This window comes from Blastococcus sp. TF02A-35 (assembly GCF_004571075.1).
In the GTDB taxonomy this organism is placed as follows: domain Bacteria; phylum Actinomycetota; class Actinomycetes; order Mycobacteriales; family Geodermatophilaceae; genus Blastococcus.
The window spans coordinates 1-16,244 of the sequence record NZ_SPQP01000005.1 but is presented as its reverse complement, the minus strand read 5'-3'; the positions used below and the strand labels follow the sequence as shown (position 1 = coordinate 16,244).

At 73.4% G+C, this 16,244-nt stretch carries 17 protein-coding genes; all 17 read right to left on the bottom strand.

The features are described from left to right. Positions 1-34: 34 nt before the first annotated feature. Complete coding sequence (locus tag E4P43_RS03400; RefSeq protein ID WP_209313701.1) at positions 35-289, bottom strand: hypothetical protein; 255 nt, start codon at positions 287-289, stop codon at positions 35-37. Next, positions 286-3,318: a hypothetical protein gene (locus E4P43_RS19765; RefSeq protein ID WP_167759048.1), complete on the bottom strand. Its 3,033-nt coding sequence runs from the start codon at positions 3,316-3,318 to the stop codon at positions 286-288. The genes E4P43_RS03400 and E4P43_RS19765 overlap by 4 nt, the downstream gene beginning before the upstream one ends. Continuing rightward, a complete protein-coding gene (gene flhA / locus E4P43_RS03390) occupies positions 3,305-5,350 on the bottom strand; it encodes a flagellar biosynthesis protein FlhA (RefSeq protein WP_135144028.1) in 2,046 nt (681 codons plus the stop codon). The genes E4P43_RS19765 and flhA overlap by 14 nt, the downstream gene beginning before the upstream one ends. 96 nt (positions 5,351-5,446) lie before the next feature. Next, positions 5,447-6,595, bottom strand: a complete 1,149-nt coding sequence (locus E4P43_RS03385; RefSeq protein ID WP_135144027.1) for an EscU/YscU/HrcU family type III secretion system export apparatus switch protein — start codon at positions 6,593-6,595, stop codon at positions 5,447-5,449. A gap of 3 nt (positions 6,596-6,598) precedes the next feature. Then, positions 6,599-7,363 carry a flagellar biosynthetic protein FliR gene (gene fliR / locus E4P43_RS03380; RefSeq protein ID WP_135144026.1) on the bottom strand — a complete coding sequence of 255 codons (765 nt, stop codon included), beginning with the start codon at positions 7,361-7,363 and terminating at the stop codon, positions 6,599-6,601. 6 nt (positions 7,364-7,369) lie between these two features. Next, complete coding sequence (gene fliQ / locus E4P43_RS03375) at positions 7,370-7,645, bottom strand: flagellar biosynthesis protein FliQ (protein WP_135144025.1); 276 nt, start codon at positions 7,643-7,645, stop codon at positions 7,370-7,372. Between the two features lies 1 nt (position 7,646). Further along, a complete protein-coding gene (gene fliP, locus E4P43_RS03370; RefSeq protein ID WP_135144024.1) occupies positions 7,647-8,486 on the bottom strand; it encodes a flagellar type III secretion system pore protein FliP in 840 nt (279 codons plus the stop codon). Then, the gene (gene fliO / locus E4P43_RS03365) at positions 8,483-8,926 is read right to left on the bottom strand and encodes a flagellar biosynthetic protein FliO (protein ID WP_135144023.1); all 444 of its coding nucleotides are present in this window, start codon (positions 8,924-8,926) and stop codon (positions 8,483-8,485) included. Before fliO ends, fliP begins: the two co-directional genes overlap by 4 nt. Next, positions 8,923-9,660, bottom strand: coding sequence for a flagellar motor switch protein FliN (gene fliN, locus E4P43_RS03360; protein ID WP_135144022.1), 738 nt, complete (start codon positions 9,658-9,660; stop codon positions 8,923-8,925). The genes fliO and fliN overlap by 4 nt, the downstream gene beginning before the upstream one ends. Further along, positions 9,657-10,721 (bottom strand): flagellar motor switch protein FliM, encoded by a 1,065-nt coding sequence (locus E4P43_RS03355; protein WP_135144021.1) that lies wholly within the window; start codon positions 10,719-10,721, stop codon positions 9,657-9,659. The genes fliN and E4P43_RS03355 overlap by 4 nt, the downstream gene beginning before the upstream one ends. Positions 10,722-10,874: 153 nt before the next feature. Then, positions 10,875-11,354 (bottom strand): flagellar basal body-associated FliL family protein, encoded by a 480-nt coding sequence (locus tag E4P43_RS03350; protein ID WP_135144020.1) that lies wholly within the window; start codon positions 11,352-11,354, stop codon positions 10,875-10,877. Further along, the gene (locus E4P43_RS03345) at positions 11,351-12,250 is read right to left on the bottom strand and encodes a flagellar motor protein MotB (protein WP_135144019.1); all 900 of its coding nucleotides are present in this window, start codon (positions 12,248-12,250) and stop codon (positions 11,351-11,353) included. Before E4P43_RS03345 ends, E4P43_RS03350 begins: the two co-directional genes overlap by 4 nt. Positions 12,251-12,266: 16 nt before the next feature. Continuing rightward, positions 12,267-13,037 (bottom strand): MotA/TolQ/ExbB proton channel family protein, encoded by a 771-nt coding sequence (locus E4P43_RS03340; RefSeq protein WP_209313700.1) that lies wholly within the window; start codon positions 13,035-13,037, stop codon positions 12,267-12,269. A 3-nt stretch (positions 13,038-13,040) separates the two neighbouring features. Beyond that, positions 13,041-13,322, bottom strand: coding sequence for a flagellar FlbD family protein (locus E4P43_RS03335; protein WP_135144018.1), 282 nt, complete (start codon positions 13,320-13,322; stop codon positions 13,041-13,043). A gap of 177 nt (positions 13,323-13,499) precedes the next feature. Beyond that, a complete protein-coding gene (locus E4P43_RS03330) occupies positions 13,500-14,726 on the bottom strand; it encodes a flagellar hook protein FlgE (RefSeq protein ID WP_245158917.1) in 1,227 nt (408 codons plus the stop codon). Positions 14,727-14,804: 78 nt separating this feature from the next. Next, the gene (locus E4P43_RS03325) at positions 14,805-15,236 is read right to left on the bottom strand and encodes a flagellar hook capping FlgD N-terminal domain-containing protein (protein ID WP_245158916.1); all 432 of its coding nucleotides are present in this window, start codon (positions 15,234-15,236) and stop codon (positions 14,805-14,807) included. An 18-nt stretch (positions 15,237-15,254) separates the two neighbouring features. After that, entirely contained in the window at positions 15,255-16,106 is an 852-nt protein-coding gene (locus E4P43_RS03320; protein ID WP_135144016.1) for a flagellar hook-length control protein FliK, read from the bottom strand. Between the last annotated feature and the right edge of the window lie 138 nt (positions 16,107-16,244).

The following is a 16,244-nucleotide window of genomic DNA, read 5'->3' as shown; positions in this document are numbered from 1 at the left end:
GCGTCCTGCGCGCCCCCGGAGCGGGACGCCCCGTTCACGCGGCGTCCCGCTCCTCGTCCTCGTCGACGTCGACCGGGCGCGCAGCCGGACGGCGCTTGGGCTGCGGCACCGGCTTCGGCGGGGTGAACACCGCCCGCACCAGGGCGACGGCGCCCCAGCCGGCGAGCAGGCACCACGGCAGCCGGCTCACCATCTCCTCGGTCGTGAAGTCCCCCCGCATGCCGAGCGCGAGCACCGGCAGCGCCAGCACGAACCCGACGAGGAGGACGTCCCAGCGGAAGGGGCTCATGCCTGCGGGCTCTCCAGGCGCTCGCACAGCAGGGAGGCCCAGCGGTGCGGGGTGGCGCGGACGCCGTCGAGGAGGGCCACGGGCGTGGTCAGCCGCCGCAGCACGGCCGCCGGGTCGGCGCTGAGGTCGGTGTCCTGCACGACGAGCGCGTCCACGCGGGCCAGGCCGTCGAGCCACACCTCGACGTCCTCGGGCTTGCGGGTGGCCTCGACGACCGCCCAGACCGCGGCCGGGGACCAGATCCCCAGCATCTGCGCCATCCAGTACGGGTCGCTGCGCAGCGGGGCGTCGACGGCCACGATGGTCAGGCTGCCGCTCGCGGTGGCCTCCTGGTGCCGCTCGACCGCGGTGTCGGTCGTCGTCACCCGGCTGGACCGCGGGGCGAGACCGGCCAGGTCACCGCGGGTGGCCCACTGCACGCGGTCGGGGTCCAGGCGCAGGGTCGCGGCGAGCGACTGCGCGGCGCGCAGCGTCTCCATGCCGGGGCCGACCACGAACAGGACCTCGCCGGCGCCGGAGGGCACCTGCGGCAGCTGGGGCAGGTTCCGGGCCAGGGCGCGGGTGAGGGCGGCGTAGGTCCCGTCGGCGGCGACCGCGTCGTCGAAGTCCTCGCCGAGCAGGGCCTCGGGCACGCCGAGGGCGGTCAGCCGGGAGACGGTCCCGGACACCGCGCGGGTCGTCTCCGCAGCGTCCTCGGGCTCGTCCAGCTCGGGCATGTCGGGCAGGTCCGGGCCGGCCATGAGCGGGGCCACCGGCAGGCGGGTGACCGTCGCCAGGGCCCGGGGAGCAGCGGTCTCGCGGGTCCTCGCCGGCGCGCGGTCGGCGTCGCGGTCGGTCGCCTCGTCCTGGCTCGGGGCCGCCGGCCGCTCGGGCCGGGGCCGGGCCGGGGGCACGGCGGGGCGGCTGGAGGACGGCGGGACCGGCGGCAGCCCGCGGCCACGCGACCCGGCGAGGCCGGGGAGCAGGGAGACCCGGGGCATGACGGTCGTGGCGTCCATCGACATCGTCATCGGTGCCGGGTCGCTGGCCGTGCGCGCGAGGAGCGGGGCGAGCTCGTCGGCACCGGTGAGCTCGGCCCCGTCGGCCGGCGCGGCAGCCTCGGCCGCCTCCGCCTCGACGGCGGCGTCCTCGGTGGCGACCTCCTCGGTGGCGGTGGCCTCGACGGTGGCCGGGGTGGTCTCCTCGGCGGCGGCCGGCTCCTGGAAGAGGTCCTCCGCCTCGGCGGCGGCCGGCTCCTCGACGGCGGCCGGCTCGGTGCCGGCGCCGGTCGACGGCGCGGGGTCCCGGCGGACGACCTCGGCCCAGATGGGGGCGTCGCTGACGGCCGGGGCCGGCGACGGCTCGGGGACCGGCTCGCCCCACAGCGGCGTGCAGGTCGCAGCCGGGGCGGGGACGTCCCAGCCCAGGCCGCTGCTGCCCGAGGTCGGGGCGGGCAGGCCGAACAGCGAGTAGTTCGCCGACGTCCCGAGGTCCCAGGTGAGGGCGGGCTCGACGGTGGGACGGGGGGCCTCGACGGTCTGCGCGGTCTGCGCGGTCTCCGCGGCCGGCTCCACGGCGGCCTCGACGACCGGCTCGGCGACGGCCTCGGCGACCGGCTCGGCCACGGGCCCCGCGACGGCGGGGACCGGCTCGACGGCGGCCTCCACGACGGTGGCCTCCATGACGGCGGGGACCGGCTCGACGACGGGCTCCGCGACCGCGGGGGCGGGCACAGCGGGAGCCGCGGTGGGCTCGGCCAGCGCCTCCTTCGGGGAGTCGCCCGCGAGCATCTTGCGCAGGATCCCGGCGAGGGCCTCGTCCGAGTGCCCCTGGGCCAGGGCGGCGCGGAGGGCCTCGGCGATCTCCTCCTCGCGGGTGGACACGGCCGGGGCCGGTGCCTCGTCCTCGGCCGCCCGGACGGGGGCGGTGGCGGGGGTGCTGGTGGAGGGCGCCGTGACGACCTGTTCTCCCACGGTGGTCTCCTCCTGGTGCACGGCCTTGGACCGCTTCGACGAGTCTGCTGAACGGATGGCCGCGGCCAGGGAGGGCCGGGGCGCCGGGGTGTCCGGGACCTGGACCGGGTCCTGCTGCCGGGCCGGTGCGGCCGGCTCCTTCGCGGCGCGGGCCGGCTTCCCGACCGGCGGCGCGAGGTCCGGGAGGGCCGGCTCCTCCATGGCCTGGGCGACCGCCTGCTCGACGTCGCGGTCCCCGGCCACCATGCGGGCCAGCGCGGCGGTGAACGGCGACGGCGCACCGGAGGCCTCGAGGGCCGCGGCGAAGGGGGAGAGGAGGACCGGGGTCTCCTCCTCGCTCGGCGCAGGCGTCGCGGCCGGCCGGGTCGCCTTGGTCGCGGTCGCGCGCGGGAACGTCGCACGGGCGGTCCCGGCAGGTGCCGCGACGTCCGGGAACGCCGCGGCGGGCGCCGGACGGGAGGAGGAGAAGGAGGCCTTGGGCGCGGCCGAGGAGCCGGCCGGCCGGGCGGGCGAGGAGGGCGCCGACGGTGCGGGGGTGAACGCGGCGCGCGGCGCAGCCGTCGACCGCGGCGTGGCCGACGGCAGGCCGCCGAGCAGGCCGGCGAGCTCGTCGAGCCGCTCGTCCTCCGCCAGTGAGGCGGAGCCTGCCGTGGTGGAGGACGCCGGGGTGGAGGACGCCGGGGTGGGGCCGGCCGGGGTGGACGGCGCGGGTGCCGCGGCGCGGGCGCCGGTCACCGGTCCCCGGTGTGCGTCGCCGGAGCGGGCGGCCTCGGCGGCCCAGGCCGCGGCACCGTTGCGGGCCGGGGCGGTGGCACGCGCGCGCGCCGGCGCGGCGGACGCGAGCGGGGACTCGAAGGAGCTCACCGGGGCGGCGGGGGCCGGCCCGGCGGAGGGCGTGGGCACGCCCGGGCGGGCGAACTGGTCGGCGACCTCGGCCACGTACCGCTCGGTGGCGAAGAAGCCGAGCACGCCGCCGGAGCGCACGCGGCGGACGCCCACCACGCGCGCGTGGGGACCGAACTGCTCCCGCGCCGCGGCGATCGCGTCGTCGCGCGTGGCGGCCTCAACGGATCGCAACGGCACCGCTCACCACTCCCAGCGACTCGATCTGCGCTGTCCGGGACACCTCCGCGTAGGAGATGACGGGCAGCCGGGGAAGAATCTGGCGCATCAGGCGCGACAGGGCCGCGCGGACCTGCGGCGAGCACACGAGGACCGGTGAGAACCCGGCGCGCTCGGCGTCCTCGAGGAGGCCGCTGCACCCGTGGACGAGGGCGTCCACGGCGCCGGCGTCGAGGGCCAGGACCGCACCCATGTCGGTCTGGCGGACGGCCTCCAGGAGCCGCTGCTCGAAGCCCGGCTCGAGGGTGAAGACGTGCAGCCGCTCGTCCGGGGTGACGTAGGGCTGGCTGATCGCCGAGCCGAGCGCCGACCGGGCCGCCTCGACGAGACCGTCGAGTTCGGTCGACTGCTTCGCACGCACAGAGAGTGCCTCGAAGATGCGGACCAGGTCCCGGATCGACACACCCTCGGCGAGCAACGCGTGCAACACGCGTTGCACCTCTCCCAGGGTGAGCAGGGCCGGGGTGAGCTCCTCCACGACGACCGGGTGGGTGCGGCGCACCATCTCCACGAGGAGGCGCACGTCCTCCCGCCCGAGCAGGTCCGCGGCGTTCTGCCGGACGACCTCGGCCAGGTGCGTGGTGATCACCGAGGAGCGGTCGACGACGGTCGCGCCGGCCATCTCCGCGGCCCGCTGGAGCTCGGCCGGCACCCACTTGGCCGCCAGGCCGAACACCGGCTCGCGGGTCGGCCGGCCGGGCAGGCCGTCGAGCGCGTCGCCGATGGCCAGGACGGTGCCCGACGGGGAGCTGCCCTTGGCCACGGGGACGCCGTTGAGCCAGATGACGTACTGGGAGGACGGGAGGTCGAGGTTGTCGCGGGTCCGGACCAGCGGGATCACCAGGCCGGTCTCCATGGCGACCTTCCGGCGCAGCGCCTTGACGCGGTCCAGCAGGTCGCCGCCGCGGGAGGCGTCGACGAGCTCGACGAGGTCGAAGGCGACCTCGAGCTCCAGGGGGTCGACCCGCATCTTCTGGGCGATGGCCTCCGGGGAGTCCGGGGACGGCTCGTTGTCCAGGGCGGCCGCCGCGGCCTCCGCCTCCTCGTCGACCTCCACCGGGTCGCTCATGCGGGAGGCCATGAGGAGGAACAGCAGGCCCACGACGAGGAAGGGCAGCTTCGGCAGGCCCGGGATCAGGCACAGGGCGAGGGCGGCGCCGCCGGCGATGCGGACCGGCTGCTTGAACCGGCCCAGCTGGTCGAGCAGGTCGGTGCCCATGTCGCCCTCGGTGGCCGACCGGGTCACGATGATGCCGGTCGCCGTGGACATCAGCAGGGCGGGGATCATCGAGACCAGGCCGTCGCCGACGGTCAGCAGCGAGAAGGTCGAGACCGCCTCGGCGGGAGCCATCCCGCGCTGCATGACGCCGATCGCGAAGCCACCGATGAGGTTGACCAGCGTGACGACGATGCCGGCGATGGCGTCGCCCTTCACGAACTTCGACGCACCGTCCATCGAGCCGTAGAAGTCGGCCTCGGCGGTGACCTCGTGCCGGCGCTTGCGGGCCTGCGCCTCGTTGATCAGGCCGGCGTTCAGGTCGGCGTCGATCGCCATCTGCTTGCCGGGCATGGCGTCGAGGGTGAAGCGGGCGCCGACCTCGGCCACGCGCCCCGCACCGTTGGTGATGACCACGAACTGCACGATGGTCAGGATCAGGAAGATGACCATGCCGACGATCAGCGAGCCGCCGATGACGATGTGCCCGAAGGCCTCGATCACCTTGCCGGCGTAGCCGTCGGTGAGCACCAGCCGGGTCGAGGAGACGTTCAGGGCCAGCCGGAACAGCGTGGCGATGAGCAGCAGCGAGGGGAACACCGCGAAGTCCAGCGGCCGCTTGATCTGCATCGCGACGAGCAGGACCAGCAGCGCGATGGCCAGGTTCAGGCCGATCAGCATGTCCATCAGGGCGGCCGGCATCGGCACGACCAGCATGAGGACGATGGCGACGACGCCGATCGGGACGGCGGCCTTGCCGAGCCCCTTCACCGGCCCGCTCCGGGCGCTGACGACGGACGCTGACTCACCCTTCCCTCATCGGCAGGCCGAGGAGGGGGTGGTACCGCGGCGGGACGGCGTCCTCGCTCAGGCCGCGGTCGGGGTCCGGCGTCGTCCGGCCTTGGGCAGGCCCTCGGTGTCGGGTGCCTCGAACCCGGGGCGGTGGAAGCCGCCCTTCACCCCGCGCGCGCCGAGGTGCATGACGAAGGCGAGCACCCGCGCGACGGCGTTGAACAGCTGCGGCGGGACCTCCTGGCCGAGCTCGCAGGAGGCGTGCAGCGCACGGGCGAGCGGGATGTCCTGGACCAGCGGGACGCGCGCCTCGGCCGCCCGCTCGCGGAGCTTCGCCGCCACCTCGCCGGCGCCCTTCGCGACGACGCGCGGGGCGCCCTTCGCGGCCTCGTACTTGAGGGCGACGGCGACGTGGGTCGGGTTCACCAGCAGCACGTCGGCCTCGGCGACCTCGGCCATCATCCGGTTGCGGGACATCTGCATCTGCACGCCGCGTCGGTGCGCCTTCATGTACGGGTCGCCCTCGGCCTGCTTGTGCTCCTGGGTGATCTCGTACTTGCTCATCTTGAGCTGCTTCATCATCTTCTTGCGGACGACGATGTAGTCGGCGACGGCCAGCACCAGGCCGGTGACGGCGACGACGCGGAACATCAGGATGGCGGAGTCGGCGAAGGTGGCCGCCACCGCCGAGAGCGGCAGCGCCCCGGACGCGGACACCAGCGACTGCGCCCGGTCGCTGGTGATGATGACGACGGCCCCGAGGGCGACGGTCTTGATGAGCGCCTTGCTGGTCTCCCACAGGCCCTGGGTGCCGAACATGCGCTTCATGCCCGGGAAGGGGTTCAGCTTCTTCAGGGTCGGCTTCATCGGCTTGCCGGTCGGGTGCACACCGCCCTGGGCGGCCGCGGACGCCACGCCGACGACCATCAGCACGAGCGCGGTGGGCATGAGCGTCCAGAGGAACGTCATGAACGCCTGGCCCAGCAGTGCGGTCACGGTCTCGATCTCGGGGTGGTTGACCACCGTGCCGACGTGCACGAAGAGCTGCTGGACCGCCTCGAACGCGTTCTGCACCAGCATCGGCAGCAGCGCGCTCGCCGCGGCGACGCCCAGCCAGGTGCCGAGCTCCTGGGTCCGCGGGATCTGCCCGTCCTTGCGCGCCTTCTTCAGGCGCTGGGGAGTGGGCTTCTCTGTCTTCTCACCACCCGGTCCGTCCTTGGCCACGGCTCACCCGCTCCGCAGCGAGACCATGGCGCGGGCACCGTGCTCGAGCAGCGCGTCGAGCGCGGGGGGCAGCAGCGGGAAGGTCAGCCCGAGCATCGTCAGGGTCAGCAGGATCTTGGCCGGCGGGCCCATGGTGAAGACGTTGAGCGAGGGCGCGGCCCGGCTCAGCAGCGCGAGGGCGACGTCGGCCAGGAGCAGCACGGCGACCATCGGGCCGGCGATCTGGACCGCGGCGAGGAACATCATGGAGAACGCGGTGATGAGCACCGAGGCGATCTCCTCGGTGGGCACGTCGCCACCCAGGGGGAGCCCCTCGTAGGACGTGGCGAACCCCTTGACCATGAGCAGGTGCCCGCCGCTGCTGAACAGCAGGGTGCTGGCCAGCAGGTAGTGCAGCTTGCCCAGCGAGCTGTTCTGGGTCATGGACAGCGGGTCGTAGCCCGGCTGCATGGAGAAGCCGCCGGCGAGGTCGAGCACGTCGCCGGCCATCTGCACGGCGGTGAACAGCACCTGGACGACGAAGCCCAGGGCCGCGCCGATCACGACCTCCGTCACCGCGGTGACCAGCAGGAAGCCGGCGGTGGGAGCCGGGAGGGTCGTCGCGATCTGCGTCGACAGCAGCACCGACAGGGCCAGGGCGAGCGCGCCCTTGACCGGTGCGGGGATGACCCGCGAGTTGAACGGCGGCGCCATCAGCACGAATCCGGCGGCACGCGCCGTCCCGAGGAGGAGGGCCGCGAGCGTGACAGCCGGGACCGACAGGTCCATGGCGGGCTACGTCCGGTCGAGGAGTGCCGGGAGCTGCTCGAACAGGGCGTGGGTGAAGCTGACCAGCTCCGCGAGGACCCAGTTCCCGGTCACCAGCAGGGCGATCGCGACGGCGATCATCTTGGGGACGAAGGAGAGCGTCGCCTCCTGGATCTGGGTCGCCGCCTGGAACAGCGAGATCAGGAAGCCCACGAGCAGGGCGGTGACCAGGATGGGGGCGGCGACCTTCGCGGCGACCATCATGGTCTGCGCCGCGATGTCGGTGACGTCGGCGTCGCTCATGTCAGCCCCCACCCCCGTAGGAACCCACCAAGGCGGTGGTGATCAGCGCCCAGCCGTCGACGACGACGAAGAGCAGCAGCTTGAAGGGCAGCGACACGATGGTCGGCGGGACCATCATCATGCCCAGCGCCATCAGGGCGGCACCGACGAGCATGTCGAGCACCAGGAACGGGATGAAGATGACCAGCCCGATGATGAAGGCGCTCTTCAGCTCCGAGAGGACGAACGCCGGGATGAGCGTGGTCATGCTGACCTGCGTCGCGTCGGCCGGGGCCTCCTCGCCGGACAGCCCGATCATCAGCTTGAGCTCGTCCTCGCGGGTGTTGTCCAGGAGGAACTCCCGCAGCGGGACGACGCCGGCCTCGTAGGCCTGCGACACCGTCATGCCGCCCTCCATGTAGGGCTGGACCGCGACGTCGTTGATGTCGGAGAAGACCGGGCCCATCACGAACAGCGTGAGGAACAGGGCGATGCCGGTGAGCACCTGGTTCGGCGGCGAGGTGGCCATGCCGAGCGCGTTCCGGGTGAGGCCCAGCACCACGATGATCTTGGTGAACGAGGTGGCCAGCAGCAGCACCGAGGGCGCCACGGACAGCACCGTGATCGCCAGGATCAGCGTGATGGAGCTCGACGGCGAGCCGTTGCCGATCGAGATGTCGACGTTCCCGTCCACCGCGGGCGCGGTGGGCGCCGTCGGGGCCGTGGGCGCGGTCGGGGCGGCCGACGCGGGGCCGGCCAGGAGGACGGTCGCCAGCGTGGCCAGCAGCGCCAGGAGCAGGACCAGGGCGGCGCGGCGCCGCGTGCCGGCTCCGCGCGGCAGCGGGCGCACGGAGGCCGTCATGACCTGCGCACCGTCCGCTCGCGCAGGTCGTCGACCAGCGAGCCCCAGCCGTTGCGGTCGAGCACCGAGCCGGCCAGCACGCCCTCGGAGGAGCGGGCGACGCGGGCCGGGGCGAGCGCCCGGGTGTCCTCGACGTCGTCGTGCTCCTCCTCGTCGCGCACGCGGGCCGGGCGGCGCTCGCCGAGCGCGGCGTCCACGGCGTCGCCGTCGACCTCCGCGAGCAGGGTGACCTGCTCCTCGGTCGCGCCGATGACCAGCACGACGTCGGCGATGCGCACGACGTTGACCGAGCTCGTGCGCCCCATCCGCTGGCGCGCGACGACCTCGATCAGGCCGTTGCCCTGGCCGATGCCGCGCTTCTTCGCATACTTCGCGGCGTACCAGAGGACACCGGCGATCAGCGCCAGGGTCAGGACGAGCCGGATGACCATCCAGGTCATGACGCCTGGCCCAGCTCGGCGGCGTCGGTCACGATCTCGCTGATCCGCAGGCCGAAGTCCTCGTCGACGACGACGACCTCGCCGCGGGCGATCAGCGTGCCGTTGACCAGCAGGTCGGCCGGCGCGCTGGCGGCACGGTCGAGCTCGACGACCTCGCCGGGGTGCAGCGAGAGGAGCTCCTGCACGGTCATGCGGGTGCGGCCGATCTCCACGGTGACCTCCATGGCCACGTGGCGGAGGAGCTCGAGGCTGCCCCGCTGCTCGCGGGTGGCCGGCAGGGTGACCTGCAGCGCAAAGGTGGCCTGGTGCTCGCCGTCGCCCATGAGCGGGATGGCGACGAACATGCCCTTGTCCCGGAGGCCGTCGAGCGCCGCGACCGGCTCCTCGGTGCGCTCGGAGGCGACCCGGACCCGGCCGAGGGCCGCGGCGGCGGCCTCGAGGGCCGGGCGCAGCGCGGCGGAGACGTCCATCTGGCCGACGGGGGAGTTCTCCAGCGCGTCGACGACCTCGCCGGAGATCACCAGCACCACGTCGCCGGAGACCTCACCGGACAGGCCGGCGGTGACCGCGATGGCGGCGGTCGGCGGCAGCGGGACGGCGTCCGGGTCGTTCACGGGGCTGCCGGGGACGAGCGCGGAGGTCGAGGGGACCAGTGCGGCCGCGGCCCGGGCTGCGGCGGCGACGACCGCCGTGACGGTCTGGGAGTCCTGCGAGTCGGTGCGGGGCGCGGTCATGCTGAGTCCTTCGCGGCGTGCGGAGCGTGCGGGGTGGGGACGATGGAGGCGGCCAGTCGGCGCCGGTGGTTGCTGGCGATCGCGTAGGCGAACGTCACGTCGTTGGTGGTGACCTCCAGCGGGCTGTCCCGCGGGTGGCGGAGCAGCAGCACGTCGTCGACGGCGAGGGAGAGCAGGTCGTTCGAGGAGACGGTCAGCGGCGCGAAGCGCACGCTCACGTCGACCGGCACGAGGTTCAGCCGGTCGGTGAGGGCCTCACGGGCCCGCTGGCGCTTGCGCAGCGCCTGCTCCGACAGCTGCGGGGACGCGGCGTTGTTGAGCGACTGCGCGAACGAGGAGAACGGCAGCACCACCGTGCACTCGCCCTCGCGGGAGCCGACCGCCATCTCGAACCGCGCGACCATGACGGTGTCGGACCCGGCGGCGGCCTGGGCGAGCTGCGGGTTGTACTCGCGGCCCACGAGCACCGGCTGGATCTCGGTGATGGTGCTCAGCGAGCGGGCGAACTCCTCGAACAGCCGCTCGAGGAGGTGGTTGGTGATGGTGGTCTCCATCGCCGTCATCGGCCGGTTGGGCTGCGCGGTGTTGCCCGAGCCGCCCAGCATGTGGTCGACCATCGACATGGCGATGTCCAGCGGGAAGGCCAGCAGGCCCTTGCCGGCCAGCGGCTCCATCGTGAACGTGGAGATGAAGCTGGGGTTGTCGAGCGTCCCGATGTAGTCGTCGTAGGAGAACTGCTCGATGCCGACCAGCTCGAGCCGGGCGCCGGCGCGCAGGAACGTGGTCAGGATCGTCGTCGCCTGGCGGGCGAACGACTCCTGGGCGATCTGCATGACCCGGACGTGCTCGCGGGAGAGCTTCGTCGGGCGGCGGAAGTCGTAGGTGCGGGGCGCACCACGGCGGCTGCGGCCGCCGGCGGCGCCGGCCGGGGGTGCGGAAGCCGGGGGAGCGGCCGGGGCCGCGGCCTGCTGGGCCTCGGGGGCCGCGGGCGGCGCGGTCTCGGGAGCCGCGTCCGGGGCCGGCGCGGCGGCCGGGGCCGGTCCGGTCTCGGGGGTGGTCACAGAACGCTTCATCGGCGGGCCCCGGGGCCACCCTGACCGGGCGCCGCCGGAGCCCCGTGCCGGCAGGGGAGCGGGTGACGGGTGGGACACCTGATGCACGTCAGGGGTGCCCTCCGTGAGCGGAGGGCACCCCTGCGTGGTCGTGCGGCTGAGCTACTGCGTGACGTACTCGGTGTAGTAGATGCCCATCACCATCTGGACGCCCTCCTCGTCGGTGTAGGCCTCGATGATCTTCTCCTCCAGGGCCTCCTTGAGGGCCTCGCGGGCGCCGATGACGTCGGCGGGCTGCGCCTGGGAGAAGGTGGAGATGATCTTGTCGTAGGCCTTGGCACCGTCGACACCGGAGGCGCCGTGCCCACCTGCGGCGGCCGCGGTGGTGTACTCCAGGGTGACGCCGATCTTCAGGTAGCCGCCACCGGCCAGGTTGACCGCGACCGGCTCCAGGGCGGTGTAGCCGCCGTGCTCCGGCGCCGGGGCGGCGTCGGCCTCGCCGGAGCCGGCGAAGAGGAAAAAGTAGGCGGCACCGGCGCCGGCGAGCAGGACGACGGCCAGGATGATGAAGAGCTTCTTCTTCCCCCCCTTCGCCTCGGTCTCCTCGCCCTCGGCCGGGGCGTTCTTGTCCTTCTTGCTCATGGGGTCCCTCCCTGGTGTGCGGCCGCGAGGTCCGGCAGCAGCGCGTTCGCCTCGGCGGAGGCGTCGGACAGGACGACGACGTCGACCCGTCGGTTGACGGTGAGTGCGTTGGGGGCCGACTCGGGCACCAGTGGCCGCGTCGAGGAGTAGCCGACGGCGGTGAGCCGCGGCTGCGGCACGCCTTCGCCGGCGAGGTAGCGGACGACGGTGGTCGCACGCACGGCGGACAGCTCCCAGTTCGAGGGCCAGGGGCCGCCGCGGGTGACGGGCAGGTGGTTCGCGTGGCCCTCCACCCCGATGCCGTTGGGCAGCTCGACCAGCGCCGGGGCGACGGCGGCGAGGATCTCGCGGCCCTCGGGCCGCAGCACGGCCTCCTCGGCGTCGAAGAGGACCTGGTCGGCCACGATGTGCACCACCAGGCCGCGTTCGTCGATCTCGTACTGCGCGGCGCCGGAGTACCCCGCTGCCGCGAGCGCGGCCTCGATCTTCTCGCGGGCGGCGGCGAGCTCGTCGTAGGCCTCCTGGGCCTCGGCGGCGACGTTCTCCGCCCGCTGGGCGGCCGCGGCGGCGGCGGCCTTGTCGATCTCGGCCTGCTCCACCGTCGGGTCCGGGGGGATCGCCGAGGCGATGTCGATGACGCCGGGGAGGCCGTCGAGCACCGAGCCCTCCGGGGTGGGGCCCGGCTGCACGACGACCGGCCCACCGAAGGCCTCGGCCATGCCCTTGGCCAGGGCGGCGAACTTGTCCTCGTCGACCTTGCTCATCGCGTAGAGGACGACGAACAGCACGAAGAGCAGCGTCATCATGTCGAAGCCCGACACCAGCCACCGCTCGTGGTTCTCGTGCTCCTCGTGCTCCTCGTGCTTCTTGCGGCGACGGCCGTGACCGCTGCTCACGCCGAGCCCCCGGCGGTCACGCCGCCTCCTTGGCGATGGCGCCCGGCGGCACGAGAGAGGTCAGCTTGAGCCGGACGGCACGCGGGCTGGTGCCGGCCTGGATCTCGGTGATGCCCTCGACGAGCAGCTCCATCTGCGCGGCCTGCAGCTCGCTGACCCGCAGGATCTTCGCGCCCATGGGCAGGAACCAGAAGTTGGCCGCCATGACGCCCCACAGGGTGGCGATGAAGGCCGCGGAGACCATCGGGCCGAGGAGCTCCGGGTTGGACAGGTTCCCCATGACGTTCATCAGGCCGACGATGCAGCCCAGGATGCCGATGGTCGGCGCGTAGCCGCCCATGTTGTTCATGAACTTGGCGGCGACCTTGTCCTCGGCCTTCTTGGCCGCGATCTCGCTCTCGAGGACGGCGCGCAGCTCCTCGGGGTCGGTGCCGTCGATGCCCATCTGCAGGCCGCGGCGCAGGAACTCGTCCTCGATGTTCTTGACCTGGGCCTCGAGGGCGAGCAGGCCCTCCTTGCGGGCCTTCTCCGCCAGCGACACCAGCGTCTGGATCTGGTCGGTCGGCGGCGGCACCTTGGCCGGCATCACGGCCATCTTGAACCAGCCGCCGACCTTCTTCAGGTCGTCCAGGGTCTGGCTCGCCGCCGCCGCGCCGAAGGTGGCGATGACCACCAGGACGATCGCCGGGAGGAAGATCAGCGACGTCGGGTCCGCGCCCTCGAGGATCATGAAGACGACCAGGGCGATGAGCGAGATGGCGAACCCGATCAGGGTGGCGGGGTCCACGGGTCAGCGCTCCTCTCGGATCGGGAAGGGCACCACCGAGGAGTCGGCGGACCCCTGCTCGGCGAGGACGGAGCGGTAGGTCCCGCGGTCCATCTCGTAGGAGATCGCGAGGATGCCGGCGCGGTACTCGCGGATCTCCTGGAGAACCTCGTCCACGCTCTCCCGCAGCAGGTACTTCGTGCCGTCGACGAGGAACGCGACCGTGTCGGGGTGGCCCTCGACCTTCTCGATGAGGTCGGGGTTGAGCGCGAACTGGTCGCCGTTCAGGCGCGTCACTCGGATCACGGGTGGGTCCTCTTGCTCGGTGGGGCCCGGCGGACGGGCAGGAACGGCACTGTTGTCATCGGCCCGCGGCAGGGCTTCCTTGAGCCGAAAGGCCCTGGCCGGGGGCGTCTGAGGGGTGTGTGACGAACGGCCCGGTCACCCCTCACGGGTGGCCGGGCCGTCCGGTGGGACCGTGCGTTACCGCTTGAGGTTGACCAGGTCCTGGAGGATCTCGTCGGAGGCGGTGATCACGCGGCTGTTCGCCTGGAAGCCGCGCTGGGCGACGATCAGGCCGGTGAACTCCTCGCTCAGGTCCACGTTCGACATCTCGAGCGCGCCGGCGTTCAGCACACCGCGCCCGCCCTGGCCAGCCAGGCCGACCATCGCGACGCCGGAGTTGTCCCCGACGCGGAAGGTCGAGTTGCCGGCCTTCTCCAGGCCGCTGGGGTTGTTGAAGGAGGCGAGGGCCAGCTGGCCCAGCGGCTGGCGCAGGCCGTTGGAGTAGATGCCCATGATCGTGCCGTCGTTGCCGAGGGTGAACGACTGCAGCGAGCCCAGCGCGTAGCCGTTCGGCTTCGGGGCCGAGAGGGTGTTGGCGCCGCCGTACTGGGTCATGCCCGAGAGGTCGATGGTGACGTCGTTGCCCCAGCTGGGGTAGGTGCCGATCGGCGGGGTGAAGGTGAACTCCGAGGTGGTCGGCGTGATCTCGCCGGCGTCGTCGAAGGTGACCGGCGTGGGGGCCAGCAGCGGGGTGCCGTCGGAGTGGACGACGCTGAAGTCCCAGCTGTTGTCGCCGGTCTTGACGAAGTTGTAGGTGACCTTCTGCAGGACGCCCTGGCTGTCGTACATGTCCGCGCCGAGCTGGAACGACGCCGGGTCGCCGGCCGCCGTGGCGGGGGCGTTCGAGGGCAGGTTGCCGATGACCGAGCCCGCGGCGGTGGAGGTGGGGTTCACCATCTGGCCGTAGGGCACGCGCAGCGGCCCGACCGGGCCGTTGGCGTTGACGACGCCGTCGTCGGCCATCCAGCCCTGCAGGATGGAGCCGTCCGGGGTGACCAGGTTGCCGTTGGCGTCGAAGTCGAACGAGCCGGCGCGGGTGAACAGCTGCTCACCGCCGGGGCCCTGGACCACGAAGAAGCCGTCGCCCTCGATCATGAAGTCCGTCGACCGGCCGGTGGACTGGGTGGCGCCCTGGGTCCAGTTCGTGGTGACGCCGGCGAGCTTGACGCCGAGGCCGACCTGGGCGGGGTTCGTGCCACCACGGTCCGCGGCGGGCTGGCCGCCGCCGCGCAGCACCTGGGACAGCGTGTCCTGGAAGACGGTCTGGCTGCTCTTGAAGCCGACGGTGTTGACGTTGGCGATGTTGTTGCTGGTGACGTCCATCTTCGTCTGGTGGGCGCGCAGGCCGGAGATGGCGGAGAACATCGAGCGGAGCATGGGGGGAGTCCCTCCGGATGGGGGTCGCTGGTCGGGGGCGCGGGTCGGCGCGGGGTCAGCGGGTGGTCAGCTGGTGGTCGTCTTGCCGATCTCGGTGATCCGGCCGATGGGCACCTTCACCCCGTCGACGGTGGCCACGCTGTCGGCCGTGTCGGTCCCGAGGCGGACCGAGGAGACGACGCCGGTCTTCGCCGCGCCGGCCTCGTCGGTGTAGGTGACGGTCTGGCCGACCATCGCCCCGGCGGTGCTGGACCGCTGCAGCGCGAGCATCGAGGCGTTCTGCTTGGCGAGCTCCTGCAGCTTCTCGACCTGGGTGAAGGTCGCGGTCTGCGACATCATCTGGTTCGTGTCGGCCGGGTTGCTGGGGTCCTGGTACTTCATCTGGGCGACCAGCAGCTTGAGGAAGGTGTCCTTCCCCATCTGGTCGCCGCGGTCCACGCTGCTCTTCGCGGTGTAGGTGGCACCGTTCGGGACGGTCCCGGTCACTGCGTCCGGCATCGGTCGTCGGCCTCCTTCTCAGACGCGCACGTCCACGCCGGACGACGTGGATCGCTGGGACGGCTGGGGACGTCCTTCTCCGCTATCGGCAGGCAGACCCCAGGACCGTGACCGTTCGCCGGCCTGGTTCTCGGCGCCGCGGCCGCCGGAGCCGTGCTGCTGGCTCTGCTGGTGGGCCTGCTGCTCGGCAGCGTGCTTGGCCAGCCAGGAGCCGCCCGCGTCCGCGTCGACCTCGACGCGGGACGGGCTCAGCCCGGCCGACTCCAGGTCCCGGCGCAGCTCGGGCAGGGCGTCGAGCAGGGCCAGGCGGCCCTGCTCGTGGGCGCCGCGCAGGTGCAGGTCGAGGCTGCCCTGGGCGACGGTCACCTGGACCTCGACCGGCCCGAGGTTCTCGGGGTTCAGGACCAGGGTCATCGTGTGCACGCCGTTGCCCGAGGCGCTGAGGACGGCCACCTGGCGGGCGACCTGGCCCGAGACGGGCAGGGTCGCGTCCGCGCCGGTCGCGCCCTCGGTCGCGGCGACCGAGGCGGCCGGGGCGACGGTGGCGGCCGGGGCGCTGCCGGTGGTGGGCGCCACGAACGTGTCCGCGCCGGCGGCGGGGTCGGTCCCGGCGGACGGCACGGAGGCGGTCTCACCGCGGCTCGCGCCCTCACCGCCCGGGCCGGCGCCGGTGTCACCCGCGCCGGCCCGGGCCGGCGGGAGGACGGTCGTGGGCAGGACCGGCGCGGCGCCGTCCGCGGTGCCCGCCGGGGCGCCCGGCGCCGGGGCGGAGGTCGTCGTGGTCCCGCCGGGGACGGCGGACGCCTGCGCGAGGACGGTGAGCCCGGCCGCGTCGGGCGCGGTCCCGGCCGGCACGACGGCCGGGGCCACAGCGGTCGCCGCGGTGGCCGTGTCGCGAGACGCGGTGGCGGAACGCGCTGCGGAGGTGCTGCACCGGCTGGGTCGGATCGTTCCCTTTGATGCCGGCTGGGTCGCCCTGCGCGACCCCGAGCGGCAGCGCCACGTCGC